The following is a 25259-nucleotide window of genomic DNA, read 5'->3' on the forward strand; positions in this document are numbered from 1 at the left end:
CATGCGCGCGGTCCGGTTGGGAACTTCCTGGGGTGGGCTTTTGTCGGGCCCGTTGGCTTGGGCGGTCTCGACGCAACTGAACTACTCGCTGGTTCCCTGGCAATGCAATCACCAGGTGCCGGTCGTGCTTCCCTTAGCGTTGCTGCTCGCCTTGTTCTCGCTTCTGGGCGGTGCTCTGTCCTGGCAGGCAAAGCGGCAAGGCGGCGCTGCTTTCAAAGCAGAACGCACGCGCGGTACCGAGCATTTCGTCGCCGATCTCGGCATGCTGGCGGCTCTCCTGTTTGCACTGGTCATCATCATGCAGGGAAGCGCCGCACTTATCCTGGACGAGTGTCTGCGATGAACCTGGCCACGCTCTTCTCCACCTCGATCTGCTATGGCTCCGGCGCGCCCGAGGCCGGATGGACACTTGCGCTTCCCATCACGGCCCCGCTGACGGCCGTCGCGCTCATCTACATGGCCGGTGCGATGCGGCTGTGGCGCCGCAGCACTCGCGGCCGTCCGCTACGGATGCGTCAGGCGCTGCTGTTTGCCGCCGGCTGGAGCGTACTGACGGCAGCGTTGGTCAGTCCGATCCATGCTCTCGGCGAGCGGCTGTTTGTCGCGCACATGATCGAGCACGAGTTGCTGATGGCAGTGGCGGCGCCGCTGCTGGTCATCGCCTGCCCCGCCCCTGCTCTGCTGTGGGCATTTCCCGTAACGTTTCGGCGTGCCCTGGGTATGGTTGGGCATGGCAAATCGCTGCGAGCGCTCTGGACCTTTGCGAGCCGGCCTGTCACCGCAACGATTGTTCACGGGATCGCGATATGGGTGTGGCACATTCCGGTCCTGTTTGAGGCAGCGCTCGAGCATGGCGTGCTGCACTATGCCCAACATGCGAGCTTCCTCGGCACAGGCCTGCTCTTCTGGTGGGCGTTGCTGCCGCGCCCAAGCCAACAGCAGACCTATGGAAATGCCGTGATGCATCTTTTCTTCACCTCCCTGCACACCGGCCTGCTCGGCGTCCTGCTTCTTCTATCGCCGAAGCTCTGGTACCCGGAGAATGCTGCCGGGGCGGCAGTGTGGAATTTAAGCCCGATCGAGGACCAGCAGCTTGCCGGGCTCGTTATGTGGGTCCCGGCCGGCCTTATCTATGGCGGGGCAGCGCTATTGCTGGCCGGCCTCTGGATAACGACGAGCGGAACCAGGAAGGTCGCGCATGCGCCCTGGCCCATCTAAATTGATCATCGCCGTGTGCATTCTGCTGGTCGTCGCGGGCGGCGCGCTCGCATTGTGGGCCGACCGAGCCCGTCGGGTGCAGCAAGAGGCGGATGCCGCTACCGGCGGCGTCGGTGCACGTGCGATACCGATCATGCTGGCGAATGGCTGCGCCGGCTGCCACACCATCACCGGTGTACCCGGTGCGGTAGGCCACGTCGGCCCACGCCTGGACGCCAGTCTATCTGACAGGATCTATGTTGGCGGTGTGCTGGCTAACAATCCGGAGAACATGATCCGCTGGATACGGTCAGCAAGGGACATTAATCCGCACACCGCCATGCCATCCACCGGCATCACCGAGCAGCAAGCGCGTGACATCGCCGCCTATCTCTATGCTTTGAGATAGACCGCCGCTTCGGCGGGACCACGGGCTGCGCCCAGGACCATAGCCGACGACGGGGAACAAAGCTGCCCGATCACGGTTTGGACAGCAGCCGGCGCAGTACAAATTCAAGTCCGCCGTGCTGCTGGGCCATAAGCCCCAGCCAAGAGCCCGCTTCCCCCTCCCTCAAGAGCGGGCTCTTTCCTTGTGGATCGGATGCGGAGCGATCAGGGGCGAGGACTGAGGCGACATGAAGCAACTTCTGTCAGATCTCGCCGCAATGGCCGAACCCGGCTTCTGGATCGCCTTGGGGCTTTTAGCCCTGCCTTACTCCGTGGGAGTAATCTTCCTGATCAAGACATGCCACTGCCTCTGATCGCCCAGCCGTCCGGTCGTACGGGCTTTATTACCTGCCAGCGCAAGATGTGAGTGACCATCACGAACTGGGATCGTCGCCAAGGCCATCCGCGCCGCTCGAACACCCATAAGGTTGCCGACCACGCGTTGGAGGAGTTGCTGGGGGAGCATGCATTGCCGCGGAGGAGCCTTCCGCACTTGTATGTCGCCTTCGGTGGGCCCTGAACGATGCGCGGAAGCGCGCGTTCACAGCATCGAACTGGCCGGTTGAGCATACCGCGACGTTGGTCGAAGAATCCGGATTGCGGCGAGCACATTTCTCCCCTTTTTCGGTCACATTTTATCGGGGCGGATCCCACTCACACCGATGCGGCAACCATCGAGTCCGAGGAGACACTGGACAAGTCGTTCAGTTGCTGGCGGCGAAACCAGTCCAGGGTGAGGCGCACACCCTCTTCAAGAGGTATTTGACAGGCCCAGCCGGGGATGATCCTCCGCGCTAGGGTTAAGTCCGGACAGCGGTTCGTCGGATCTTGGGGAATCGGATCAACATGCACGATTTTGGTGCCTGGCACCAAGCCAGCGACGTAACGGGCAACATCGACAACGGAAATCTCACGATCGTTTCCGATGTTCAGGGGACCAATATAACCATGCTCCTTCCCCCAGAAGAATTGTTCTAGGCCGTCCACGATATCGCTGACGTATCCCCAACTCCGCGACTGCAAGCCGTCGCCAAAAACGATTATAGGTTTGCCGAACAGCGCATTCGTGATGAAATTTGATACTGCACGTCCATCGTCAGGTCGTGTCCTAGGTCCGTAGACGTTGAACAATCTTGCAACTCGAATGTCGAGCCCGCTCAATCGGTTACTCTCAAAAAGCAGGGCCTCGGCGCAACGCTTACCTTCGTCATACGATGAACGCGGCCCGGTGCAATCAACGGAGCCCCTATAAGTTTCCGGTTGCGGCGTTACCAGCGGATCGCCGTAAACCTCAGACGTGGACGTGAAACAGAAGCGGCCCCCGGCGCGAAGAAGGGTCAGAAGCCGCATAGTTCCTATTACGTTGGCCGAGATGGTTCGTACCGGATCTTGCATATACCAGGGAGGCGAAGCAGGCGAGGCGAGATGATAGATCTCGTCAAAAAGGCTCCCCTGCTGAAAATCTTCAACAGCCACATCTATCACGACCAAGCGAGGGTCGGCGATATGATCCAGATTGGCACGCGTACCAGTCCAGAAATTGTCAACAGCAACAATTCGATTGATTTCTTGCCTTAACAACAGTCGATCAACCAGGTGGGATCCGATGAACCCGGCTGCTCCCGCGACAAGAACACTTTTCATTTCCGACCCAAAGCTTTGCAGCTTGCTCAGGAGCTATGAACGCTGACTCGTCAAGCCGTCTGAATTTCCAATGAGATGTCACTCCCTCCACGCAATGATGGTTCGCGCAACGCGCATCGCCCGAACAACCCTAATCCGCGCAAATAGTACCACCCCATTGGACAATGGCACATCTTAAGGACCCTGTCACCAGCGGTGCAGTGCATACACTACACTGTAAAAACGACAGATTTCTGTAGCCTGACTATCTTCGATGGGCATAACATCACCACAAGTTCAATGGGAAATGTATCCTCGACAAACCCAGCACAGGTGGGAGAGTAGCGGTAGAAACTCAGACGGCCCGGGCAGGTGTTCGTTCGCATCCGGATCGAACGTAAAGTCCGTGTGCGAGAAATGCCCTCCTTCTTATCGAACAACGGGGATATGTGGCGCGATCTCGCGCCCCCGGAGGATCTGGTCGAGCATTAAGGGCGGCTGCTTGCGCTCTCGAATGGTGAGGTTCGTGGAACGGCAGGCACCATCAAAAGTGCTGATTGCACTGCGCGGAAATGTAGGCCTCAATGGGGCTGTCAAGGGAGGCGGACGCCATCATCGTGTCAGATCGGACAGGCGCGCAATCAGCTGTCGTGACAATCATCGATCCGTCCCGCAAGCGAGGACTGTTCGAACCTTCCGAGCTTTGGCGATATCGGGAAGTTGTGTTCTTCCTGGCCTGGCGTGATTTCAAGGTCAAATACCGGCAGACTTATCTGGGCATCCTTTGGGCAATGCTGCAGCCGCTCGTTGCTATGTCGGTCTTCAGCATCTTCTTCGGCAAGCTCGCAGGCATTTCGTCCAACGGCGCGCCATACCCGCTATTTGTTCTGTGTGGGCTTGTGCCATGGAGTTTTTTTTCGCGAGCCGTCGCCAGCATGACGGGCAGCCTCGTCAGAAACCAGGAACTGGTGAAACGCGTCTATTTCCCGCGTCTGATCATTCCCATCTCCACGATGGCCTCATGCCTGACCGATATGCTCGTCGGCTTCGCTCTTTTGTTCGCCGCCATGCTGGCATTCGGAAGCTGGCCGGCACCACAAGCAGTCTTCTTGCCGCTGTTCGTGCTCGTAATGGCTGCGTCAGCGACTGGAGTGGGCGTGGCATTGTCGGCGATCAACGTTCGCTTTCGCGATGTGGGCTATCTGTTGCCGTTCAGCCTTCAGATACTTCTGTTCATGACCCCGATCGTGTACCCAGCCAATCTCGTCCCTCAATTGTGGCGGCCGCTTTATAGTCTGAACCCAATGGTTGGGACAGTCGAGGCCATCCGCTGGAGCGTGCTGGGCACGCCTGCGGACTGGCTCATGATCTCGATATCAACGCTCTCCTCGCTAGCCCTTCTCGTTGCCGGACTGACTATCTTCTCAAAATCCGAACGCGCGTTTCCGGACCTGATCTGAGTGATGACCGACATCGTGATCCAGGCTGCCAATCTCTCCAAGGCGTATAGACTTGGTGTGGCGAACAACAGCTTCCCCACGCTGCGAGACGCGCTCGCCAGCAAAAGGCGGGGTCTTCGCGGGGAGGCCGATACAAGCCACCGCAAAGGTGCGGACGAGCCGTTCTGGGCGTTGAAAAACGTCTCCTTCGAGGTGCACGCAGGCGAAGTCCTTGCCGTGATCGGTCCCAACGGTGCAGGAAAGAGCACCATTCTCAAGATACTGGCGAAGATCGTGGAGCCGACTTCCGGCCGCGCGACGATACATGGACGGCTGGGAGCTTTGCTGGAGGTCGGCACGGGGTTCCATGCCGAACTGACCGGCCGTGAGAACATTTATCTCAACGGGGCCATACTCGGCATGCGGCGCATCGAGATCAATTCCAAGCTTGACGAGATCGTGGATTTCTCCGGGGTCGAGCCGTTTCTCGATACGCCTGTCAAACGATACTCAAGCGGCATGTACTTGCGTCTGGCCTTCGCGATTGCCGCCCACGTCAATCCCGACATTCTGGTGGTCGATGAGGTCTTGGCCGTCGGCGATGCCACGTTCCAGAAGAAATGCATCGCCAAGGCAGCGAGCATCGCCGGGACAGGCCGCACCGTGCTGATCGTCAGTCACCAGATGCCGGTTCTGCAGCGACTTTGCACCCGCGCAATCCTTATCGACGGCGGGATGATCCAGGCGGACGGTCCGACTCAGGACGTGGTCCGGGATTATCTCCAGACGCTTGAGGCCCGCGCAGGAACCGATCTGAGTGTGCGATCCACGCGCACCGGGCGCGGCCGCCTCCGTGTGGTCGGCATCGAAGTTTTCAATGAAATGGGTCCCGTCGCGTCCGGGCAGCCGGCAACTTTTCGGCTTCAGGTTGATGGGCCGCGCGAAACATTGCAGTGCCTTGTGACTATCATTGATGATCTCGGGGATCCTGTGACCTCATTTGATAGCCGGGAGCATTCCCTGCATGACCGTCACGGCGAAGTCTACACGGTACATGTGGACAGCCTTATGCTGAGACCAGGGCGCTACAGGATTGACGTAGCGCTGGTGGCGGACGACAGGGTGGTCGAAGACCATGTCGAGACGGCCGCTGTGTTCGATGTCATGCCCGGTTTGCTCGACGATCGACCGGTCAGCGCCCAGCCTGGCTTTGGCAATGTCAGCTTCCCGCATCGATGGGTGGTCAGGAAGTGACGCCTGTTTTCACCTGGCCACGTGCGCAAGCTGTCGCCGAATCCTGCGCCGCTGCTTTGCTGTCCACATCATGATCTTCAGGGCAAGCCGTTCGGCTTTGCTTCCGATCGTTGCAGGCGTGACATAGGGCGCGCGTGCCAGCCGCAGCGCCAATTGGAGGCGGAAATCCCGCGTTCCACTTTCCATCATATGCTCCGCGATCCAGTCCAGAAAAGCGGCGCGGGCGGGGTGTTTCCCCATCCGATCGTAGAGCCCTCGCTGAGTGGCAATCGCCGAGGCCGAACTGGAATGCTGCCGGTAACGTGCGAGAGTTACAGGAGTGATAAAGGCTGGGAATCGCAGGAATAGCTTCGCCCACAGAGCCTGGTCTTCATAGAGCTCAAAGTGCTCCTCAAAGCCACCAACCGTGCCAACCGCGCTTCTCCGCAAGAGCACGGAACAGGTACACGGAACGTGGCCGTCCTGCATCAGCAGCAGCCGACCCAAAAGCCGGGGGGGCTGATGTAAGCGTGCGGCAAGTCCATCTGTCGGCTCGACCCAGTCGGAGCGCGCTCCATCCGGGTACCACCATTTGGTCGGCCCGAAAATCATTGCGGCATCCGGGTTGGCATCGGCTGCCGCCAGGACCGTCTGCAGCATATGCGGCTCGTACAAATCATCTGCATCCAGGAAGGCAAGCAAATCGCCGCAGCTGGCCGCTATTCCGGCGTTTCTCGCTGCCGCGGCGCCACGCTTGGATCCGGGAGGCCTGCGCAGCACCTTAATTCGAGGATCGATTGCCGCGGCATCATTGGCGATCCTGATACTGTCGTCCGTCGAATTGTCGTCAACCAGCAAGAGCTCCCAATCTGCAATCGTCTGGGCCCGGACGCTGGCGATCGCTTCACCCAGATTTGACGCCGCATTGAGGAAGGGGGTTATGATCGTCACCCGCGGCACGGAAGTCATCGCTGCAGCCGTCTTACGATGCTTCGCTTGCTCGTCTTCCAGGTTTCGCGCGCGAGCACTTTCCAGATTGCGGAACGAATGCGGAAGGAGGCGCCCTGATCCGCCATCACCCCATTCAGCCATCTGAGAAACATGATACGCGCGGCTTCGTCAGCGCCTGCCCTGGCAGAAGCGGCAGAGCAGCTTTCGACGTGCTGGCGGTATCTCGCCCAGGTCTGGCCGGACACGTAGACGGGCGCGAATGCGAGCGCCTTCGCAAAGAAGGTCTGGTCTTCGAACATCAGGCGGAAGCTGTTCTCGAATCCCCCGAGCGTTGCCAACAAACTTGAACGCATCAGGGCGTTGCAAGTTGTCGGCGTCTGGGCTTGGTTCTGCAGCAGCAGTTCCAGCAGCACGGGCGGATCGTATCGGGCGTTCGGTTCGACTCCGAGCGGGTAATAGTAGTCCGCACGACCAGCAAGCTTTGCCCAGCTATGCCAGATCAACGTCCGGCCGTAGATTAGACCGAGCGCCGGATCGTTTTCCATGATGGAGACTTGTTCGGACAGCTTTTCGGGCAGCCATGTATCGTCTGCATCGAGAAACGCGACATAGGCGCCCCGCGCCTCGGCCAGCCCGCGGTTGCGCGACGCGCTGATACCATGATTGCCCTTGTCGGGATGGGAGAGTAGTCGCACCTTGCCTGGCAAGCGCTGCGCATAGTCGCGCACGATGACAGATGAACGGTCCGTCGAGCCATCGTCGACGACGAGGAGTTCCCAGTCGGTGAAGCTTTGACCTACAACGCTGTCAATAGCTTCCCGGAGGTATCTCTCGCCGTTGAACACGACGATGATTGCCGTGACGCGCGGTTCTCGGCATGCATGGTCAGCCATGGCAAAGGACCGCGCGCCGGAACTCTCTCTCACCCCAATCAGCGACCGTGACCCGCGGCAGTCGGAAGGGGTCGACCCTGAGCCCAGCTTCACGCGGCAGGGTGGTTACTGCATAGTCCATGCCAGCAGATTTTACCGCTTCGGCGGTGCTGTCGTCGAAGTCTCCGAAGGGGTATGCGAATCCCGCCACCCTCCGCCCTGTAATCTCTTCGCATTGTTGGCGGCTAGCAGAGATCTCGCGTTCAAGACTGTCCCGTTTCAGCAACGGCAGGGATGGATGCGTGCAGGTGTGGGCACCGATCGAAACGCCATCGGTGTCGGCGAGATGCCGCAGCTCCGAATGAGTCATGGCGCGGTCACACCTTCGGGGGCTGGCGTCGGTTCCTGCCCATCTTGCCAGCTGCTGCAGCGCCCTCCTCCGTTCGTGTACTCTCAACGGCTTCAGCAGTGCGTGCAAGCCGAAATGGAGCGCCGTGCGGCTGATGACGAGATTCGATTTCGCGCGCGTGGCGTCCTCCGTCACGAGCCAATCATAGTTTCGGCCTGCGATCTGGATCGCGAGCCTCTCCGGGAGAGCAGGCGTTTCCAAAGTGATGCGCGACAGAATATCCCACCAGAACACTGAGGGGTCGCTGAGCGCGTGGGTAGTGACGAAGACGGTCACAGGAGCGTTCATGCGTAGCATGACCGGCACGGCATTTTGCACGACATCCGCATAACCGTCGTCAAAGGTAACTGCCGCGGCATTTCTCGCTGGCTTTCCGTCCCGAAGCCGTTGTGCCAGCCATTGCAGGGGAACAATATCGCGCGCCTTTGTCAGGATTTCGATTTGGCGTGCGAAATTTTGTGGCGAGACCGAGAGTTCCCAAGGATCGACGCGTGGTTCTCCGACGCGATGATACATCAGCACGAGCGGCCGGTTGTAACCGGCAAGCAATCGGCCCCGTCGCAGGAGCTTGCTAAGAGCTTGACGCACTGTCACGCCGCTCATCGCCTGAAAGCGCGCGCGGCGACAATCACCGGGCAACATGGGTCATGCACATCGAGCATTGCCGAATTCAGCTCATGCTCCGCCAAGCCATAGAGAAACCCGGTAGCCGAATAGGCGTTTCCATAGTGGCGGACTTCGACATTCTCCACCCCGAACCTGTCTGAGAGAAGCCGGCCCAGTGCCGCCGGGGTTATCGACCAGAACCAGCTCTCGCCCCATTCTCCTCGGTCAATCGGGCTTACCCAAGGGACCGTGACCAGAAGCACGCCTCCCGGTTTCAGCATCCGCCATAGGGTTGCAACCGCGACAGGCATGTTGAAAAGGAGGTGCAGTGTCTGGGTGAGCACGATGCAGTCAAATGTCTCGGGCGGCAGGTCGTCGCCGTTGGCCAGATCGCCCACGAAGGTTGTCAGCGGGTGACCTTCATATCGGTTTAGAACGTCGCTCCTGGCAACTCGACTGCCTCCGAAGCGGGTCGTATAGGCGTTGTCCCCGATCTCCAGAACCCTGCCGGATATGTTCAGCGAACATGATGCGAGGAAAGTCTCGACATAGCGGCGGTCCACTGGCTTGCCGCGATCAAAACCGAAATTTGTACTGAAGGGCAGCGGGCGGCTGAGGTCACCGAACCGGACGCCCGATCGGCGCCGACTTGACCAGCCCTTGAAACGCTGCCGCAGCATCATGGTGGTCTGCAATGGCGCTGCGAGCGAAACGGCAATGGTGTTCAGGAGCTGACTGCCGAGCGAAGAACGGGATCGAACCGCTGTACTAAGCTGTCCCAGTTGCATGTGCGCATAATAGCGTTTCCAGTTTTCGACGCCCTGATGGTAGGCGGCCGTCCAGTCTGGATTGGTCCGCGCAAGATTCCTCTGCCGGCCAAGGACTTTGAGCGCCGCGCGCAACATCATCGGATTGCTGTTGGACATATTCGTTGCGTGCCTGCGGTAATCTGCGAGACACTCCGGGGTGCATGCGGCCTTGTTTGCCCGAAACAGGCGAAGGTAGACGTCGTAATCCTCGCAAGCCCGCAGGGATCGGTCAAATCCGCCAGCAGCCTCCAATGTGCTACGCCGATAGAGCACTGTCGCATGCATTCCAATCAGGTTGCCGGTCAAGAATCCGGCATACGGGTCCTCTCCCACCGGCCTCAGCGGAACTGAATTCCTGACTGCGCCGGCCTCATCGATGTAGCAATAGGCTCCATAGACCAAGGCGCAATCCGGACTGTCATGGAACAAAGCAAGATTGGTAGCGAGCGCCGTCGGGCGCAGCCTGTCATCGGCATCCAGGAACGCGATGAATTCGCCACGTGCTGCCTTCATTCCCGTATTGCGGGCAGCGGCTAAACCCTGGTTTTCTTGGCGGATGTAGTGGACGTCGACATACCGGCGAACAACATTTTCGGGATTGTCGAACGAACCATCGTCCACAACGATGATCTCATCGGGCCGCACGCTCTGGTTCCGGACACTGTCGATCGCTTCCGCGAGAAATCGAGCATGGTTATAGGTCGTAATGACAACCGAGACACAGGCTGCGGCGGGTCTGACGGTCATCTTTCGCCCACTTGGCTCTGCGCAGTCGGGTAGCCGGCAAAGGTTAGCCATGCGACTGAGCGCCGACATGCCTCCTCGAAGCCGACCACCGGCTGGTATCCGAGCTCGCGCTCGGCCTTGGCCGACGGGAGTTTCACCCGACACCGGTGCAACAGCGCACGTTCTTCAGATACCTTGATCTTTGGAGCCATAGGCGGCCTCTGATCGAGCCCTGATTTCCGCCACTCGGCATAGCCTACCTTTAGTCCGCTACGAACGGGTCTCGGGAGGCTTCGGACAAGCCGCCGGTAAAGGTCGCCATCTCTCAGCCATTGTGTCCAGTTCGGCGCGAATGACAATGGCGCGGAAACCGAAATCGCAGCCAGGTCGAAGCCCAATGCCTCGGCGATCGGGCGGCAAAGATCTGCCCAACTTATCCTTTCGCGGTCCCCGACCAGATAGGTTCGCCCAGCCGCCTCGGGCACTTCGATGGCAAGCTTGATCGCATGAACGACATTGTCGACATAAGCGCTGTTGCAGATGCCATGGCCGCCATCCACCAGATAGGCAGAGCCGTCGAGGAGATCGTTGGCGAAGCCCCCCGTCCAGCTGGAGCGCGGGCCAAAGACAATTCCGGGCCGCAGTACCACCACCTGGACTGCACCGTCCCGTGACAATTCCCCGAGACGACGTTCAGCACGAACCTTGGCATTGTTGTACTCGACCGTCTGGCCGTCGTGCAGCGCGCTCGTTTCGTCCGTTCCGGGCGGCGGCGATTGGCCATGAACGGATGCGCTACTGAGGTAGACCAGGCGAACGACGCCCGCAGCGGCGGCGGCACGATAGACAGGCTCGACGGCATCGACGATCGTGCGACTATCACCGGCAACTGCATGAACAACGGACTGACAGCCAAGAAGGGCCGCAGTAAGAGCCGGAACGTCATGCGCGTCCGCCACCCTTCCATCGATCGCAAAGCGGGACAGGCTGGCGAAAGCACTTGGCCTGCGAACGATCGGCCTCACCTCAGCCCAGCCGGAAAGATGCAGCAACTCCACTGTCCGGCAACCTATGAAGCCGTTGGCGCCAAGCACGGCAACAGTGCCGGTCATTGTCTGGTCTCGGCGGAAGCAATGACGTGGCGAAAGTCTTCTGCTCCGAGCCAAGGCATGTCCAGCCGTTTCCGTCTGGCATAGCATTCCTCGATTCGCTTGAGCACGTTGCGCCCCGCTGTGGCTGACCCGGAAAGGAGGGTTCCATTTCGGACCGTGTCGACCAAGTCCGAAATCTGATTGCAGAACGCGTCGACGAAATCGCGCGACCGGTCGTCGGTGTTGGTGAAGGAGGCGGTGGCTGCCGTGCGGCATCCTTTCAAGGCGATCTCTACAAGCTCAGTCTCATTGACTGCCCAAGAAATCGAGCCACGTTCGCCCTCAAGACGGTAAAGGTTCGGACGAGCCCAATCACGGCTCAGCCGGACCGTTGCCTCGAAGCCGCCAAAACCTAACCGGACAAGGCAGTTCGCCTCGACGCCGCCCATTGCGTCATCGGCGTAGTGGATTTTATGGGGCTCTCCGAACCACCAGGTCAGGAGGTCAAGGCAATGCGTGCCTATGTCCTGAAGCACGCCACCGCCGGATTCCGCGCGGCTGAAATAGCTCGTCGACGCGACAGGCCACTGGAAAGGGCCACCCTCAAAACAACAGACACCTTGAATTTTTCCGATCAATCCGCCCTCGACCATGGCCTTTATCGATCGGGTGGCAGGGAACTGCCTTCTGACGAGGCCTGTTGCCACATGCAGATTGTTGGCTGCCGCTACCGCCAGGATAAGGTCTGCGTCAGAGCTGCTCGTGGCCATCGGCTTCTCGCATAGAACATGCATGCCGGCCCGCAACGCCTGCATCGACTGATCAAGATGGTATCGAGGCGGGGAAGCGATGATCGCCACATCGGCGCCCACAGCCAGAAGGCCGTCGAAACTGGCTGCAACCTTCGCTCCGGGCAGCCGCGCCTGTACGACCGCGGCGGATTTCGCTTCGGGATCAAAGATGGCTGCGACTGCGATCTGGCCTCTGCCTTGAAGGCGCGACAGCGCTTCCGCATAGTAGAGCTTCGTGACGGCGCCACATCCGGCCAAAACGAGACGGACAGGCTCACCTTGCCGCAGCCGTGCCGGCTGCCGTTGCACAGTTTCAATTTGGGCGGACAATCTCGCCTCCCTGCTTCGCAACGAGCCACAGCATACGTCCAATTGTCTTGAGCGACGGATCGAGGTGGAAGGCTTCACTCATTTGCGCGAGGCATCCAGCCCAATCACCAGAGCCAAGCAGCCGCCGTCCGGTTTCGAGAGCGCTTTGCGAATAAGTCCGCCGAGCCGATGCGGCGACATCGTCCGCGAGTTCGCTTGGAAGATAGCTCTTGAAAATATCAATCGCCATTCGCGTGTAGGCCATGTCCGCGGCATTCCGGATATGGCGCCCTGTGTTCGATTGCGGGTGCATCCGATAAAGCGCAAGGGCTTGCGGTTCGTACCAGACAGGAAAACGAGAAGCGATGCGTATCCACATCTCCCAGTCTTCGCTGCATTTCAGCCGCCGGTCGAAGCCGCCGAGTTCTTCGTAGACCGCGCGTCGGACCGCGATGGACGGCGTCATGATGCGCTGTTCGAGCGCCAATCGGACCACCGCATTCTCAAGCCTTCCGGAGATTGACTGCATTGCAGGTTCGATCGACAACTGCTGTCCGTGGGCGTCCATGAAGACCGTCCGGCAGAACGCCGCTCCTACTCTCGGATCCGCATCGAAACCCCGACCGAGCAATTCGTAAAATTCTGGTCGGACGGCATCGTCGCCGTGCAGGAGATGGACAAGTTCCCCCTGGGCTCGGCTCAGACAGGTATGGAAGTTGCCGATGTGGCCGAGGTTTTGCGGCTGGCGGAAAAAGCCGACACGCCTTCCCCCGATTTCGTTCACGACTTTTTGCGGATCGTCGGACGAACAATCGTCAACCACTTCGATCTGCATATGAGCCGGGTCAGGGGCTTGCGCGAGCACGCTTTGCAGCGTTGAGGCAAGAAAGCGGGCGCTATTATAGACGGGGATCATCACCGACCACTTCGGACGAACAGCCGCCTGTGGCAATGACGGGACCGGATCGCGATTCTCGAAGTTGCGGAAAGCCATCATCTCCCGAGCACCGAGGATTTCAGCAGGAGCAGTGCCAACCGCGCGATATCGCGTTTCGGCACGTTGTTTCCGCCAGTGCCGCTTCGCAGCAATCGTAGGAAGCACGATCTGGCCGACGGCAAGTCACCTCCGTTCAGATACTGCTTCGACCATTCGTAAAAGTAGCGGGAACAGCCGCCACGGGCAAACTGTGCCCCACGGGCATCCATGACATTCGCCATTCGCCGGTAGAATCCCTCGATCGCATCAAGCCTGAGCGGGCTTGGCAGCGCCGATACAAGCCCACCCGGGTGCAGACGATAGATACCTGCCACCTCGTCGACAAAGGCGAGGTCTGCTGTCTTTGCGCAATGCACATACAGCGGCCAATCAGTAATCGGAAAGAAATCTGCATACCAAGACGGTACATCCCGAACGCACGCGGTTCGCATCATACCGCCGCAAGTGGCGAAGGGATTGCCTTCCCAAATTTCCCTTTGTGTGATTAAGGGCTTCTGATCCCGTGGCGTCCACCGCCGCGACGTGATCTCGTCGCCGTGCGCCACGAGCGCATTGTAAAATATGGCCGAGAGCTCAGGATGCGCGTCAAGATGGGCCACCTGATCTCGCAGCTTGGTCTTGGATGTCCACAGGTCGTCGCCATCAAGGATCGAGACATAGCGCCCGCGCGCAACCCGGAGTCCTCTCGCAACGACCTCGTTGGATCTCAAATTGCTGCCAGAATAGATCGCCGATAGTCTTTCGGGATAATCGGATACATACCGCTCCACGATCTCCCGGGTACCGTCCGTCGAAAAATCTTCGCTGATCAGGATCTCGACACCGGATTCCGTATCTTGCATGAGAACGCTGTCGATCGCTGCCGCTACGTAGCGAGCGTGATTGTAGGTGACAATGAGCACGGTCACACTGACCGTCGGTTCATTCACTGTCCGCTCAAAAGTGCATTCTGCCGTCTGAGCCAAATTGCGGCCCGACGACATCTGCTCTTCCGACAGCAGCAGCTTCTTCATTCCAAGCCTCTAAGGAGAAACGGGCTGTCTGAGCCGCTGCCCTCTTGGGGCATTGCAAAGGTTCCTCGTTCGGGATGCTGCGCCAAATAGCCTCCGCAGGGTCCAAGTTTGCTGTCCATTGCAGCCAGATTGTTGAGCAAGGCACGGTAATCGGTATTCTCGCCGCGATCGAAAAGCTCATCGACAGCGTAGTCCCAGAACGGTTTCCCGATCCCCGAGCTGCGGCCTTCGCGTTCCAGTTTGGTTCCTTGTTTCGCCTTGCGCCGGAAAATGGCAAGCGTCGCACCGACGACTTTCGCGAACTGCGAGGGCGATCGCCAGAGCACTCTGGCGAAGTTCATGCCGACGGCAGCAAAGCGGCGCCTTTTAAGCCCGAGCCTGGCGATCTCGACATCGTTACGGAACATCACATCCGATAGGATCGGGCTCACCATCTCGCTGCAGCGAGCAAAGAGGCTCTCGAGCACCATCCGACGCGAGATGAGCATTCGGACGAAATCTTGCGACATGGCTCCTGGCGTTCGGCGGTATCCGACCAAGTGCTCCTTGACGACATCGAATCGGTATTTCGAGGCGATACTCAATTGGAGGAAGAAGTCCTCACAACCCTCCGCACCGTTTTCGCGCAGTCGCGAGGAATAGCCACCCATTTCGAGTAAGACATCGCGCCGGAACATTGCCGAACTTCCGTGACCGATAAAGTTCTGTCCGAGATGCTGCATGAATACCCATCCGTGCGGGTGCATGCGCTTAGGCGTAATGATCGCCTTATCATCGGCATCAATCGTCCGGTAAAGCGTATAGACAAGCCCAACATCATTGCCTGCTGCAGCGAAAACACGCAGCTGCTTTTCGAGTTTGGTTGGGTGCCAGAGATCGTCGGCGTCTATAGGTGCTATATAGATACCCTTGCTTGCACGTATCCCCGTATTCCGCGCCGACGCGACGCCACTGTTCTTCTGTTGGAGCAGCTTGATACGCGGGTCGTCATTGGATAGTCGGCGGACGATTGATGCAGTTTCATCAGTCGAACCGTCATCAACGACTATTATTTCGATGTTTCTGTAGGTCTGGTTTATCACCGACGCCAAGGTGCGTTCGATAAATTGTTCTGCGTTGTAGGCAGGGATAATGACAGCCACAAATGCGTGAGTAGGACATTGTGAGTTGCTCGTAGAACAACTCCCCTTGGTGCGGCCACTTCCCTTCACTGTCACCCGGCCTCTGAGCCCTGCATGTACTGCTAAACGGCCGCTGTCCGGCTCACTAACATTTGGGGCCACGCACACTGGACGGCCCTCGCGCGGCCTTCTTAGGTGGCCGATCCATTCTCCTTGTGCGACAGCCCATAGCGTATTTTCCTTTCGCCCCTGGCGGACTTGGTGTTCGAAAACTCACGCAATAGCCACGCCGCCCCCTGCCTAAGTGACCCGAAATGATCTCGCCCGTGCGTAGAGCTGCCCACGCAGAGTGGCGGATCCGAGAGTATCTGCCGTTCCTGCAATCTATGCTCCTGGATGGCGAGTAGATAGATCGTCAAAAGCGGTACCCGTTAAGGACAATTCGCGACCGTTTCGGGATGCCCCGAGAATAAACGGTCTCTTTGCTGAGCGCGTTCACGAATGTCACGAGCTGACTGAATCGCACCCAAGGCTGCGGAAATTCGCGTTCCATCTGGAGTTCGCCCCTGGGACCGGACAAATTGAACAGCAGAATTGACTTGGAAGCCGGGCTTTCGAAGGATGGAAGCGATGGTGACTTATCGCACGCACAGCATCGAGTTCAAACGTCAAGTAGTGCAGGAGTTCCTCTCTGGCGAGACGCTGCATGGTCTCGCCAGGCGGCACGAACTGCCGCGTAAACCTGATCCGCATCTGGGTCCTGAATTACGAGGCCGGCTCCTTCGACGAGACGTGGCGGCGGCTGACACGATGCAGACGTATGAGCGCGGATCGCAGCCTTGGAGCGGCTGGTAGGCCGACAAGCCTTGGATCGAGTTTCCAAAGGGCTCTGAAAAGCGTGCCACGTCCCAGAGGCGGGACTACATCTGCCTTCGGCGGCAGGACCTCGCCGTATATGTCACGACCTTTGCCGGGAAGAATGCTTGCGAATCGCTGCGGAGATCGCCGCCAGGCCACCCCGCAGTTCGTCCTCAAGAGGATAGAGGAAGCCGATACGCATGTGGTTGCGCGGCATCTCGAACCAGTGGCCCGGACCGACATAGGTGCCATAGCTTTCCAGCAGGTCGGCGTAAAAGTCGTCGAAATCGAATCCCGGACCATGACGGAAACGGGGGAAGCAGACCACGCCGCCCTGGGGCTCGACCCATTCGATCAGCTCGTCGCTCTCAATCCAATCGCGCATGATGGCAAGGCGTCCGGCCAGCACTGGCGCCTGCGCGGCGAGGAAGGCGTCGCGGCCTTCCAGGATGCGGGCGCCGATCCACTCGTCGACGACGCTGCCGCAGATGCCGATCTGCTCCTTCGCCGCCAGGAAGCGCTCCATCAAGTGCACGTCGCGCGTCATGATCCAGCCCACGCGGATGCCCGGCGCGCCGTAAGCCTTGGACAGCGAAGCCACACTGATCGCGGCGGGGCTGAGCGAGGCGGCGGGGGGCAGCATCTCGCCATGGGTCAGGTCGCGGTAGGTTTCGTCCACCAGTAGCCTGCATCCCGCCTTTTCGACCAAGGCGATCAGCGCGTCCAGTTGAGGGCGGCCGATCATCGTGCCGGTTGGGTTATGCGGGCAGGTGATGCTGACATAGCGGGTGTTCGGGCGCAGAGCGCTGGCGACGGCATCGATGTCGAGGCCGAACCGATCGTCGAATTTGAGGTCGATAAAGGTGATGCCGCAGCCGATGGCGCGCGGCGTCTCGATGTTAGTGGCATAGTTCGGCCGCACCACGACAAGATGGTCGTCGCGCGATAGAAGCGTGGTGGCGATGATGAACAGCGCGCCAGCGGCGCCGGCGGCCACCAAAACGTCGTTGGGGCCGAGGCCCTTGCCCTGCGCGGCTACCAACGCCCGAAGCTCAGGGTCGCCGCGATGCTCGCCATAGGGCAGCAGCAGGTCAGGGACGGAGAGATGGAAATCGGACAGCTTACGGTCTCGTACGGAGCTTTCCGACAGGTTGAAGCGAATGCGGTCATAGCCGTATTCCTCCGGTGATTCCTTCTCGATCACCATGCGTGCGTAGTCCATGCTTTCCCCCGTCAGGCTGCCAGCCGGGCGACGGCCAAAACGGCCTGGTCGACCTCGTCTACTGTGGTGTAATGCGATAGGCCGAGCCGAGCGACTCCGCCTTGCTCGCGCAGACCGAGCAGGCCGGAGGCTTCATAAGCGTAGAAATCGCCGGCCCAGCCGAAGATGTTTTCGCCCGCCAGCGCGGCTGCGATCTCCTGCGGCGACCTCTTGGCCAGCCGGAAGCTGAAGGTGGGCACACGGGCGTCCAGCCGGTTGCGGCTGGCGATGCCGCAGAGCTTGAAACCGGGAATGCCGGCAACACCCGCCAGGAACCGGTCCATCAGTCCGGCTTCGTAGTCGGTCGCCGCCTCCAATCCCGCCACGATGCGCTGGCGCAGCGGCGCGGCAACGTCGACGCCGGCGCACTGCTCGCCGAGCCAAGCGATGTGCTCGATCGCCGCCTGCGTGCCGGCCTGCGCCTCGAAGGAGGGAGTGCCGGGGGTGTGGCGCCACGGCATGTCGAAGGAGGCGGGCCGCACCTTGAGCGGCGTGAGCCGGTCGCGCAGCTCCGGCCGTATATACATGACCCCGGCGTGCGGACCGAAGAACTTGTAGGCAGAGCATGCGAGCAGGTCGCAGCCGATCGCCGACACGTCGAGGGCCAAATGCGGCGCCGACTGCACGGCATCGACCATGGTGACGGCGCCGGCAGCTTTACCAGCAGCCACGATACGGGCAACGTCGTTGACGGTGCCAAAGATGTTGCTCGCGTGATTGCAGGCAACCAGACGCGTGCGCGGGCCGATCAGTTCGTCCAGCATGTCGTAGCGATATTCGAAGGTTTCGGTATCGAACTCGAGCCAGCGGACGGTGACGTCACGTTCCTCGGCTGCGATGATCCACGGGCCGACATTGCCATCATGGTCCATGCGGGTAAGCACGATCTCGTCGCCCGGTTTCCAGTCGCGTGCCACCATGCGCGAAAAATGGAAGATCAGCGAGGTGCTGTTGAGCCCGAAGACGATCTCGTCCGGCTGTGCACCGAGCAAGGCGGCCGCCGCTGCATGCGCTCCCACCAAGATGCGGTCGCTATCACGCGAGGTGTGGAAGGCACCGCCCTCGTTGGCGCAGCTTCGCAGCATCACCTCGCTCATGCGCTCGACCACGCGTGCCGGTACTTGCGAGCCGCCCGGCGCGTCGAGATAGATACGTGGCTTGCCGTCGTCGGTGATCGCCAGCGCCGGGAAGGCCCCGCGCACCGCCTCGATGTCCCATCGTCCAGTCGTCATGGAATTCCCTTTCAGGTCGGTCGCACCGCCGCGATCGCGGTCGTCAGTTCGTCGTAGTCGAAATTCCCGCCGCACAGCACGATCGCATTGACTTGGCCGCGGTACCGTTCCGGGTGCTTCATCAGCCCTGCCAGCGCTAGGCCGGCTGCACCCTCGACCAATAGATGCTCTTCGATCGCGAGACGGGCGAGCGCGCCGGCGATCTCGGCTTCGGAACAGATGACCACATCGTCGACGACCGACCGGGCGAGGCCGAGCGTGACTGAATCCTCATCCATGCCGCCGGCGACGCCGTCGGCCAACGTCGGCAAGTGCTCGACATCGATCACCTTGCCCGCTTCCATCGACGCTGCCAGCGCCATGCTGTTGGCGGCCGCGCAGCCGATGATCCGCGTGCGCGGACTGAAGGCCTTCATCACGGCGCCGATGCCGCCGATCAACCCGCCGCCGCCCATGGCGATGAAGACATTGTCGATACGCGAATGCTCTTCCAGCAGTTCGAGCCCGATCGTGCCCTGGCCAGCAACAACGTCGGGATCGTTGTACGGAGATACGTAGACGAGTCCCTTCTCCTCGCCCAGGCGGCGCGCGTGCGCCTCGGACTGGCCGCTTTCGTCGCCATGCAGGATCACGTCGACGCCAAAGGACCGTATGCGCGCCAGTTTGGCCTTCGTGACATTGTGCGGAAGCACGACCGACAATTTTCGGAACAGGCGCGACGCCGCGAAGCTGGAGGCTATGCCGTGGTTGCCGGACGAGGCGGTGACGAACGGCCGGCCCCCGGTCGCATCGTCCATCGCGGTCAGCTTCGAGAAGGCGCCTCGCGCCTTGAAGGAGTTGGTGAACTGGAAATTTTCGCATTTGAACAAAACGGTGCTACCGATCGCGTCGCCGACGGCGGACGCGCCCAGCAGCGGCGTCTTCGCGATGTGGCCGCGGATGCGGGCATGCGCCCGCACGGACCGCGCGGCAGCGGCGGCGATGTCACCTTCGTTCGACATGGTTCTGTCCTGGGTCAAGAGTTTGCGGCTGTGCCGGCGCTCGCGAGGATGGCGCTGGCGATTGCCGCGTCCTCTGCGCCGAGGCCGGTCAGGTCGGCGATGCTGATGTCACCAGGCTTGCGCGTCAATGAGCCAGTCCGCAGCGATACGCCGATCTCACCGATCCGCTCTGGCTCGACGAGGCCGGCCGCGATGGCATGAGCGAACTCGCCATGGTCGATGCTCTGCAGGGCCGAATCGGCGAGCAACGTGTTGGCGCGCGCGACCAGCGTATTCTCCAATTCCTGTTTGCCGGGCGCATCGGCTCCGATGGCTGTAATGTGCGTGCCGGGCGCGATCCATTCAGCGCGCACCAGCGGCGCGGTCGCGGGCGTCGTGGTGACAATCACTTGTGAATCGGAACAAAGGTCGGCGAGCGAGCCGACTGGCGATACCTGGAGGCCAAGGTCGGCCACGTCGGCGGCGAAGCGTCCCGCCGCCGCTGGCGAGCGGCCCCATACCGCGACCGAAAGCGGCTCGCCGTGAGCCAGCGCTCGCAGCGCGCGTAACTGCATGCGTGCCTGGGTTCCGGTGCCGACGATGCCGAGGCGCGTCGCGCCCTTAGGCCAGCACAGCCGGGTCGCCAGCGCGCCGGCATAGCCAGTGCGCCAGTCGGTCAGCATGCCTTGGTCGAACAGCAGCGCTACCGGTTCGCCTGTCGTGGCCGACAGCGCCACCATCATGCCGTTGCCGCTTGGAAGGCCCTTGGTCGGATTGTCGTAGAACCCAGTCGCGACTTTGACGACGAAGATCGACGCGCCCGATACATGGGCGCATTTCACATGGCAATCGCCGTTCGCCGCCGCGAATCCCATGTGGACGACGGGCGGCTGCTGGACTGCCCCGGCGCTGTAGGCGACGAGGCTTTCGCGAACGGCCGCAATACCGGCGGCGTGGTCGAGCCGCCGCAGGATCTCCGCCCGGTCGAGGATGAGCGGCATGTTTGCGGCTGGCCTAGCCATGGTCGTTCCGTTCAGGCCGCCGAGCGGGCAAGGCCGCGCAGGAAGAGCTGCACACGTTCCAACCCGCCTTCCAGGACATGCGCCGGCGCGCCGATGCCGACGCGGAAATAGCCGTCCATGCCGTAGACGTCGCCCGGCGCGACAAGCACGCCCTGCTCGTCCTTGACGCGATGCGCCAGCTCGGTCGAATTTATCGGCAAGTGATAGCGCACGAATGCCATGCCGCCTGCCTGCGGCGGCGCCAGCGAGACCAGCCCCTCGTTGGCGCGGACCCAGCGCACCATCATGTCGACATTGCGTGACAGGAGGTCCCGGCTGCGGTCGAGGATCGCCTTGCGGCGCGCCGGCTGCAACACCATCGACGCGACCAGTTCGCTGACCGCGCCGGTAGTGATGGAGGTATAGTCCTTGCGCTGCCAGGAGGCATAGATCTCGGCAGCGGGGCCGACCAGCCAGCCGATGCGCAGGCCCGGCATCGCCATCGCCTTCGACAAGCCGCTGGTGACGATGGCTTTCTCATAAAGGTCGACGCTGCTCGGCGGCTCGAGGGTACCGTATTCGGCTCCCTTGTAGACCTCGTCCGTATGTAGCCAGATGCCGTTGGTGCGTGCGATGGCCACAATTTCCCCGAGCAGGTCCGCCGGCACCACGCGTCCGGTCGGATTGTTGGGCGTGCAGAGCGTGATGACCTTGGTGCGGGGCGAAATCGCCGCGCGGATGTCGGCCGGATCGGGCAGCCAGCCCAGTTCCTCGCGCAGCGGCACATCACGTACCACCGCGCCGAGCGCCTTCGCCCATCCCCTGATCTGCAGGTAGTTGGGGACGACGACGATGATCTCGTCGCCCGGCTCCAGCAGCGTCATCGCCATCAGAAAATTGGCTTCGGCCGAGCCGTTGGTGACCATCACCTCGTCGGCCGTACGATTCTTGTATGTGGCCGCGATCGCCTCGCGAAGGACGACGGCACCGTTCGTCCAGCCGTAACCGAGTTCGGCGGCAAGCACCTTTTCGCGTTCCTCCGGGCTCAGCAGTTCGTTGAGCGAATAGGGGTGTACCCCGCTATCGGAGAGGTTGTACTCGACGATGTTCTCGTAGAGCGACTGGATGCGTTCGAGGGTGAATTCTTCGATCTGCATGTGTGTACGATTCCTCTTCTTCAGGAAGCCGCGCGGGCCGGTGAGGTCGCGTTGGCCAGGATGCCTAGCACAGTTCTGTGCAACTCAGGTGTGGCGCTGGCCACGACGGAACGGCGGCCGGAACGGATCGTCAGCTCGCCGCCCTGCCAGTCGGTCATGACGCCACCGGCGTTACGCACGATCGGGATCAGCGCGCAATAATCGAAGGCGTCCAGCCCCCCGTCCACATTGATGTCCAGCGCGCCGTCGGCGACGCGGCCATAGGCATGGCAACCGCCGCCATAGACGCTCCAGCGCACCTGGCGGCGCAGCCTCTTGTAGGCGGCCGTATCCTTGTCGTCGAAGGATTCCGGGTTGCCGTTGCCGACAAGGGCCTCGCTAAGGTCCTGGCAGGCGCGCGTGCGTACGGGCTTGCCGTTGAGGGTGGTCGGCGAACCGTCGGCGCCCAGCCAGCGCTCGTTGGTGACGGGATTGTCGATGACCCCGAGCATGGGAACGCCGTTGCGGGCCAGCGCGATCAGCGTGCCGAAGGTCGGAATGCCGGTGATGAAGGCTTTGGTACCGTCGATCGGATCGATGACCCAGACCCATTCCGCGTCGAGGCCGACGGACCCAAATTCCTCGCCGAGGATGCCGTGGTCGGGATACGCCTCCTGGATGCGCGCGCGCAGCCTCTCCTCGACCTCCCGGTCTACCGCGGTGACAGGGCTTGCATCGCCCTTGGAAACGAAGCCGTGTTGCTCGCTGAGCGCTTCCTGGATTGTCGCCCGGCTGACGTCTGCCAGCGAACCGGCGAAAGCCGTAAAGGTCTTGGGGTCAGATGCCGGCATTGTCGGCTCCCTCTATGAGTGGGGTTGCGGGTTCGTCCAGAGGACGCGTGTGTCGTGAAAGCCTGTATTCGAGGGCGCGCAACGCCGTGGTGAGCACGTAGGTAATGGTGAGGTAGATAAGCGCCGCGGTGATGAAGAGCTCATAGGGCGCGAAGGTGCGGGCGACGATCGTGTTGGCGGCGCCGGTCAGCTCCATCACGGTAATGGTGGAGGCGAGCGAGGTTGATTTCAGCATGCTGACTACTTCGTTGCCGTAGGCCGGCAGGGCGATGCGGAAGGCGCCCGGCAGGATGATCGTGCGGTAGGTCAACGCCGTCGACATGCCGCAGGCACGCGCCGCCTCGATCTCACCGGCTGGCACCGCCTCGATTGCGCCGCGCAGGATGTAGGCGGTGTAGGCGGCCGTGTTCAGGCTGAAGGTCAGAATGGCGCACACCCAGGCCTGGCGCAGATATGGCCACAGAAAGCTGTCGCGAACGACCTCGAGCTGGGCGAGACCGTAATAGACCAGGAAGATCTGGACCAGGAGCGGCGTGCCGCGGAAGAAGTAGATGTACCAGTGCAGCAGGAGGCGCACCGGCGCCGGGCCGCTGACGCGCAGGATGGCGACGGGAAGTGCCACCGCCATGCCGCAGAAGAGTGAGGCGACGAGCAGTTCGATCGTCGTGACGGTGGCCGACAGCAGCGCCGGCAGGCTCTCGACCATAAGCTCGAAGTTCATCGCGCCAGCTTCCTCTCGCCGCGCGTCGCACGCCGTTCCAGCGCGTCGACAATCGAGGTGTTCAGTATGGTGAGCAGGAGGTAGATCAGCGCCGCGGCGAGGTAGAAGCGGAAGGGTTCGCCATTGACCTGCGTCGCCATGGTGGAGATGCGCATCAGCTCCTCCAGCCCGACGATGGAGATAAGCGACGTGTCCTTGATGAGCGAGATCCAGTTGTTGCCGAGGCCGGGCAGCGCGTAGCGCCACATCAGCGGCAGGCGGATGTGGATGAAGCTGGTCGCGGCCGACATGCCGAAGGCATCTGCCGCCTCGATCTCGCCCTTGGGAATGGCGAGATAGGCGCCGCGCAGCACCTCGGCCGCGTAGCCGCCGAAGACCAGGCTGAGCGCGAAGACGCCGGCCGGCATCGCCGGCACTTCGAGAAAGCGGATGCTGGGGTCAATCATCTTCGCCAAGCCGGTCAGGGCCACCGTGCCGCCGAAATAGGCGATGAGGATGATGAGGAGTTCGGGCGTGCCGCGCACGACCAGAGTGAAGCCCCGGCCGATGGCGCGCAGCACACAGTTCGAGGAGAGCTGTGCCAGCGCGCCGAGAATGCCCCAAACGAGGCCGACCGCCAGCGACAGCAGCGCGACCTCGACGGTGGTCATGAGCCCGCGCGCGACCTCCAAACCCCATCCCTGGAAAATGTCCATCTGCCGCTCCTGCGGTGGCAAGAAGAAAGACGCCGGCCATCGGGTGAAATGGCCGGCGATGAACCGTACGGCTCGGCCTAGTTCGATGCCGGCAGCACGCTGAACGACCAGTACTTGTCGTTGATGGTCTTGAACGTGCCGTCGTCGATCATGGCCTTCATCGCCTTGTCGAGCTCGTCGCGAAGGCCGGCATCGTCCTTGCGCATGCCGATGCCCACGCCTGGCCCGAAATACTTCACGTCCTTGATCTCCGGACCGATGAATTTGTAACCCTTGCCTCGGTCCTTGTTGAGGAAGTCGTTGGCGAGCTTGATCGGGCCGGCGAAGACGAGATCGGTCCGCTTCGAGGTCAGGTCGAGCAGCATGTTGTCGGCCGTGTCGTAGAGCTGGATCGTGGCCTCAGGAAAGTTGTCTCGCATGTAGTTCTCGTAAGTTGAGGCACGCTCGATCCCGATGGTCTTGCCCTTGAGACCATCGGGGTTGGGCTTGCCGTCGTCCGTCAGCGGCTTGGCATCGCTTCCGTCCGGACCGACGAACCGGGCGGTGGAGGAGCGGTACGGGATCGAAAAGTCGATGCTCTTCTTGCGCTCGTCGGTGATCGACATCGACGCGGCGAGAAGATCGAACTTGCCGGCGACAAGGCCCGGAATAAGCGAATCGAAAGGCATGCAGACAAAGGAGGCGTCGGCGCCGAGGCGCTTGACAACTTCCTTCGCGACATCGATGTCGAAGCCGCGCAACTCGCCGTTCGCGTCCTTGTAGTTGAACGGCGGGTATGTGCATTCACTGCCGACGCGCAGGTCGCGCGCCGAGACCTGCGTGGCGAAGGCGGCGAGGCCGGCCGCAAGCATCAAGACAAGTTTTTTCATCATGTTCCCCTGTTGTTTGTC

General features: G+C 61.1%; 25 protein-coding genes. 6 read left to right on the forward strand and 19 right to left on the reverse strand.

Annotated elements, in window-relative coordinates; translation table 11 throughout:
- The first annotated feature begins 1 nt into the window (after position 1).
- The 4 genes from LB541_RS15215 to LB541_RS28530 all read left to right on the forward strand — a co-directional run bounded on the left by LB541_RS15215 (position 2) and on the right by LB541_RS28530 (position 1958).
- The gene (locus LB541_RS15215; protein ID WP_140500656.1) at positions 2 to 343 is read left to right on the forward strand and encodes a hypothetical protein; all 342 of its coding nucleotides are present in this window, start codon (positions 2 to 4) and stop codon (positions 341 to 343) included.
- Positions 340 to 1218: a cytochrome c oxidase assembly protein gene (locus LB541_RS15220; RefSeq protein WP_140500657.1), complete on the forward strand. Its 879-nt coding sequence runs from the start codon at positions 340 to 342 to the stop codon at positions 1216 to 1218. Before LB541_RS15215 ends, LB541_RS15220 begins: the two co-directional genes overlap by 4 nt.
- A 1-nt stretch (position 1219) precedes the next feature.
- On the forward strand, positions 1220 to 1606 hold the full coding sequence (locus LB541_RS15225; protein ID WP_224618831.1) for a c-type cytochrome: 387 nt from the start codon (positions 1220 to 1222) through the stop codon (positions 1604 to 1606).
- A 226-nt stretch (positions 1607 to 1832) separates the two neighbouring features.
- Positions 1833 to 1958 carry a hypothetical protein gene (locus LB541_RS28530; RefSeq protein ID WP_263486168.1) on the forward strand — a complete coding sequence of 42 codons (126 nt, stop codon included), beginning with the start codon at positions 1833 to 1835 and terminating at the stop codon, positions 1956 to 1958.
- A 340-nt stretch (positions 1959 to 2298) separates the two neighbouring features.
- Here the strand turns inward: LB541_RS28530 and LB541_RS15230 are convergent, their stop codons facing one another.
- A complete protein-coding gene (locus LB541_RS15230) occupies positions 2299 to 3288 on the reverse strand; it encodes an NAD-dependent epimerase/dehydratase family protein (RefSeq protein ID WP_224618832.1) in 990 nt (329 codons plus the stop codon).
- A 629-nt stretch (positions 3289 to 3917) separates the two neighbouring features.
- Between LB541_RS15230 and LB541_RS15235 the strand changes: the two genes are divergently transcribed.
- Positions 3918 to 4727, forward strand: coding sequence for an ABC transporter permease (locus tag LB541_RS15235; protein ID WP_181168455.1), 810 nt, complete (start codon positions 3918 to 3920; stop codon positions 4725 to 4727).
- A gap of 3 nt (positions 4728 to 4730) precedes the next feature.
- Positions 4731 to 5960 carry an ABC transporter ATP-binding protein gene (locus tag LB541_RS15240; protein WP_140558720.1) on the forward strand — a complete coding sequence of 410 codons (1230 nt, stop codon included), beginning with the start codon at positions 4731 to 4733 and terminating at the stop codon, positions 5958 to 5960.
- Positions 5961 to 5969: 9 nt separating this feature from the next.
- Here the strand turns inward: LB541_RS15240 and LB541_RS15245 are convergent, their stop codons facing one another.
- The 18 genes from LB541_RS15245 to LB541_RS15330 form a co-directional block, all read right to left on the reverse strand.
- Positions 5970 to 6908: a glycosyltransferase family 2 protein gene (locus LB541_RS15245; RefSeq protein WP_181168454.1), complete on the reverse strand. Its 939-nt coding sequence runs from the start codon at positions 6906 to 6908 to the stop codon at positions 5970 to 5972.
- On the reverse strand, positions 6905 to 7783 hold the full coding sequence (locus LB541_RS15250) for a glycosyltransferase family 2 protein (protein ID WP_140657566.1): 879 nt from the start codon (positions 7781 to 7783) through the stop codon (positions 6905 to 6907). The genes LB541_RS15245 and LB541_RS15250 overlap by 4 nt, the downstream gene beginning before the upstream one ends.
- Positions 7776 to 8720, reverse strand: coding sequence for a polysaccharide deacetylase family protein (locus tag LB541_RS15255; RefSeq protein WP_181171785.1), 945 nt, complete (start codon positions 8718 to 8720; stop codon positions 7776 to 7778). Before LB541_RS15255 ends, LB541_RS15250 begins: the two co-directional genes overlap by 8 nt.
- 50 nt (positions 8721 to 8770) lie before the next feature.
- Positions 8771 to 10333, reverse strand: a complete 1563-nt coding sequence (locus LB541_RS15260; RefSeq protein ID WP_140630350.1) for a glycosyltransferase — start codon at positions 10331 to 10333, stop codon at positions 8771 to 8773.
- Complete coding sequence (locus LB541_RS15265) at positions 10330 to 11424, reverse strand: NAD-dependent epimerase/dehydratase family protein (RefSeq protein WP_181172023.1); 1095 nt, start codon at positions 11422 to 11424, stop codon at positions 10330 to 10332. Before LB541_RS15265 ends, LB541_RS15260 begins: the two co-directional genes overlap by 4 nt.
- Entirely contained in the window at positions 11421 to 12524 is a 1104-nt protein-coding gene (locus tag LB541_RS15270) for a Gfo/Idh/MocA family protein (RefSeq protein ID WP_224618835.1), read from the reverse strand. The genes LB541_RS15265 and LB541_RS15270 overlap by 4 nt, the downstream gene beginning before the upstream one ends.
- Positions 12508 to 13500, reverse strand: coding sequence for a glycosyltransferase family 2 protein (locus tag LB541_RS15275; RefSeq protein WP_224618837.1), 993 nt, complete (start codon positions 13498 to 13500; stop codon positions 12508 to 12510). The genes LB541_RS15270 and LB541_RS15275 overlap by 17 nt, the downstream gene beginning before the upstream one ends.
- Complete coding sequence (locus LB541_RS15280) at positions 13497 to 14513, reverse strand: glycosyltransferase family 2 protein (RefSeq protein WP_140521285.1); 1017 nt, start codon at positions 14511 to 14513, stop codon at positions 13497 to 13499. Before LB541_RS15280 ends, LB541_RS15275 begins: the two co-directional genes overlap by 4 nt.
- Positions 14510 to 15655, reverse strand: a complete 1146-nt coding sequence (locus LB541_RS15285) for a glycosyltransferase family 2 protein (protein ID WP_181165248.1) — start codon at positions 15653 to 15655, stop codon at positions 14510 to 14512. Before LB541_RS15285 ends, LB541_RS15280 begins: the two co-directional genes overlap by 4 nt.
- Positions 15656 to 16592: 937 nt before the next feature.
- Entirely contained in the window at positions 16593 to 17714 is a 1122-nt protein-coding gene (locus LB541_RS15290) for an aminotransferase class I/II-fold pyridoxal phosphate-dependent enzyme (RefSeq protein WP_140521283.1), read from the reverse strand.
- A gap of 11 nt (positions 17715 to 17725) precedes the next feature.
- The gene (locus LB541_RS15295) at positions 17726 to 18985 is read right to left on the reverse strand and encodes a cysteine desulfurase-like protein (RefSeq protein ID WP_224618839.1); all 1260 of its coding nucleotides are present in this window, start codon (positions 18983 to 18985) and stop codon (positions 17726 to 17728) included.
- 11 nt (positions 18986 to 18996) lie between these two features.
- Positions 18997 to 19986: a pyridoxal-phosphate dependent enzyme gene (locus LB541_RS15300; protein WP_224618845.1), complete on the reverse strand. Its 990-nt coding sequence runs from the start codon at positions 19984 to 19986 to the stop codon at positions 18997 to 18999.
- A gap of 14 nt (positions 19987 to 20000) precedes the next feature.
- Positions 20001 to 20987, reverse strand: a complete 987-nt coding sequence (locus LB541_RS15305; protein ID WP_140517483.1) for an ornithine cyclodeaminase family protein — start codon at positions 20985 to 20987, stop codon at positions 20001 to 20003.
- 11 nt (positions 20988 to 20998) lie between these two features.
- A complete protein-coding gene (locus LB541_RS15310) occupies positions 20999 to 22123 on the reverse strand; it encodes an aminotransferase class I/II-fold pyridoxal phosphate-dependent enzyme (protein WP_140500675.1) in 1125 nt (374 codons plus the stop codon).
- Between the two features lie 20 nt (positions 22124 to 22143).
- On the reverse strand, positions 22144 to 22953 hold the full coding sequence (gene hisN, locus LB541_RS15315) for a histidinol-phosphatase (RefSeq protein ID WP_140500676.1): 810 nt from the start codon (positions 22951 to 22953) through the stop codon (positions 22144 to 22146).
- On the reverse strand, positions 22940 to 23674 hold the full coding sequence (locus tag LB541_RS15320; RefSeq protein ID WP_140500677.1) for an ABC transporter permease: 735 nt from the start codon (positions 23672 to 23674) through the stop codon (positions 22940 to 22942). Before LB541_RS15320 ends, hisN begins: the two co-directional genes overlap by 14 nt.
- Positions 23671 to 24369 (reverse strand): ABC transporter permease, encoded by a 699-nt coding sequence (locus tag LB541_RS15325; protein WP_140500678.1) that lies wholly within the window; start codon positions 24367 to 24369, stop codon positions 23671 to 23673. Before LB541_RS15325 ends, LB541_RS15320 begins: the two co-directional genes overlap by 4 nt.
- 77 nt (positions 24370 to 24446) lie before the next feature.
- A complete protein-coding gene (locus tag LB541_RS15330) occupies positions 24447 to 25238 on the reverse strand; it encodes a transporter substrate-binding domain-containing protein (RefSeq protein WP_140558734.1) in 792 nt (263 codons plus the stop codon).
- Positions 25239 to 25259 lie beyond the last annotated feature (21 nt).

Origin of the sequence: Mesorhizobium sp. BR1-1-15, assembly GCF_020165475.1 — a bacterium.
In the GTDB taxonomy this organism is placed as follows: Bacteria; Pseudomonadota; Alphaproteobacteria; order Rhizobiales; family Rhizobiaceae; genus Mesorhizobium.

What these genes read in the sequence shown, in the direction of transcription:
- LB541_RS15215 (WP_140500656.1), top strand. Translation starts at nt 2, where the DNA reads ATGCGCGCGGTCCGGTTGGGAACTTCCTGGGGTGGGCTTTTGTCGGGC.
- LB541_RS15220 (WP_140500657.1), top strand. Translation starts at nt 340, where the DNA reads ATGAACCTGGCCACGCTCTTCTCCACCTCGATCTGCTATGGCTCCGGC.
- LB541_RS28530 (WP_263486168.1), top strand. Translation starts at nt 1,833, where the DNA reads ATGAAGCAACTTCTGTCAGATCTCGCCGCAATGGCCGAACCCGGCTTC.
- LB541_RS15230 (WP_224618832.1), bottom strand. Translation starts at nt 3,288, where the DNA reads ATGAAAAGTGTTCTTGTCGCGGGAGCAGCCGGGTTCATCGGATCCCAC.
- LB541_RS15240 (WP_140558720.1), top strand. Translation starts at nt 4,731, where the DNA reads ATGACCGACATCGTGATCCAGGCTGCCAATCTCTCCAAGGCGTATAGA.
- LB541_RS15245 (WP_181168454.1), bottom strand. Translation starts at nt 6,908, where the DNA reads ATGACTTCCGTGCCGCGGGTGACGATCATAACCCCCTTCCTCAATGCG.
- LB541_RS15250 (WP_140657566.1), bottom strand. Translation starts at nt 7,783, where the DNA reads ATGGCTGACCATGCATGCCGAGAACCGCGCGTCACGGCAATCATCGTC.
- LB541_RS15260 (WP_140630350.1), bottom strand. Translation starts at nt 10,333, where the DNA reads ATGACCGTCAGACCCGCCGCAGCCTGTGTCTCGGTTGTCATTACGACC.
- LB541_RS15265 (WP_181172023.1), bottom strand. Translation starts at nt 11,424, where the DNA reads ATGACCGGCACTGTTGCCGTGCTTGGCGCCAACGGCTTCATAGGTTGC.
- LB541_RS15275 (WP_224618837.1), bottom strand. Translation starts at nt 13,500, where the DNA reads ATGATGGCTTTCCGCAACTTCGAGAATCGCGATCCGGTCCCGTCATTG.
- LB541_RS15280 (WP_140521285.1), bottom strand. Translation starts at nt 14,513, where the DNA reads ATGAAGAAGCTGCTGCTGTCGGAAGAGCAGATGTCGTCGGGCCGCAAT.
- LB541_RS15290 (WP_140521283.1), bottom strand. Translation starts at nt 17,714, where the DNA reads ATGGACTACGCACGCATGGTGATCGAGAAGGAATCACCGGAGGAATAC.
- LB541_RS15295 (WP_224618839.1), bottom strand. Translation starts at nt 18,985, where the DNA reads ATGACGACTGGACGATGGGACATCGAGGCGGTGCGCGGGGCCTTCCCG.
- LB541_RS15300 (WP_224618845.1), bottom strand. Translation starts at nt 19,986, where the DNA reads ATGTCGAACGAAGGTGACATCGCCGCCGCTGCCGCGCGGTCCGTGCGG.
- LB541_RS15305 (WP_140517483.1), bottom strand. Translation starts at nt 20,987, where the DNA reads ATGGCTAGGCCAGCCGCAAACATGCCGCTCATCCTCGACCGGGCGGAG.
- LB541_RS15310 (WP_140500675.1), bottom strand. Translation starts at nt 22,123, where the DNA reads ATGCAGATCGAAGAATTCACCCTCGAACGCATCCAGTCGCTCTACGAG.
- hisN (WP_140500676.1), bottom strand. Translation starts at nt 22,953, where the DNA reads ATGCCGGCATCTGACCCCAAGACCTTTACGGCTTTCGCCGGTTCGCTG.
- LB541_RS15320 (WP_140500677.1), bottom strand. Translation starts at nt 23,674, where the DNA reads ATGAACTTCGAGCTTATGGTCGAGAGCCTGCCGGCGCTGCTGTCGGCC.
- LB541_RS15325 (WP_140500678.1), bottom strand. Translation starts at nt 24,369, where the DNA reads ATGGACATTTTCCAGGGATGGGGTTTGGAGGTCGCGCGCGGGCTCATG.
- LB541_RS15330 (WP_140558734.1), bottom strand. Translation starts at nt 25,238, where the DNA reads ATGAAAAAACTTGTCTTGATGCTTGCGGCCGGCCTCGCCGCCTTCGCC.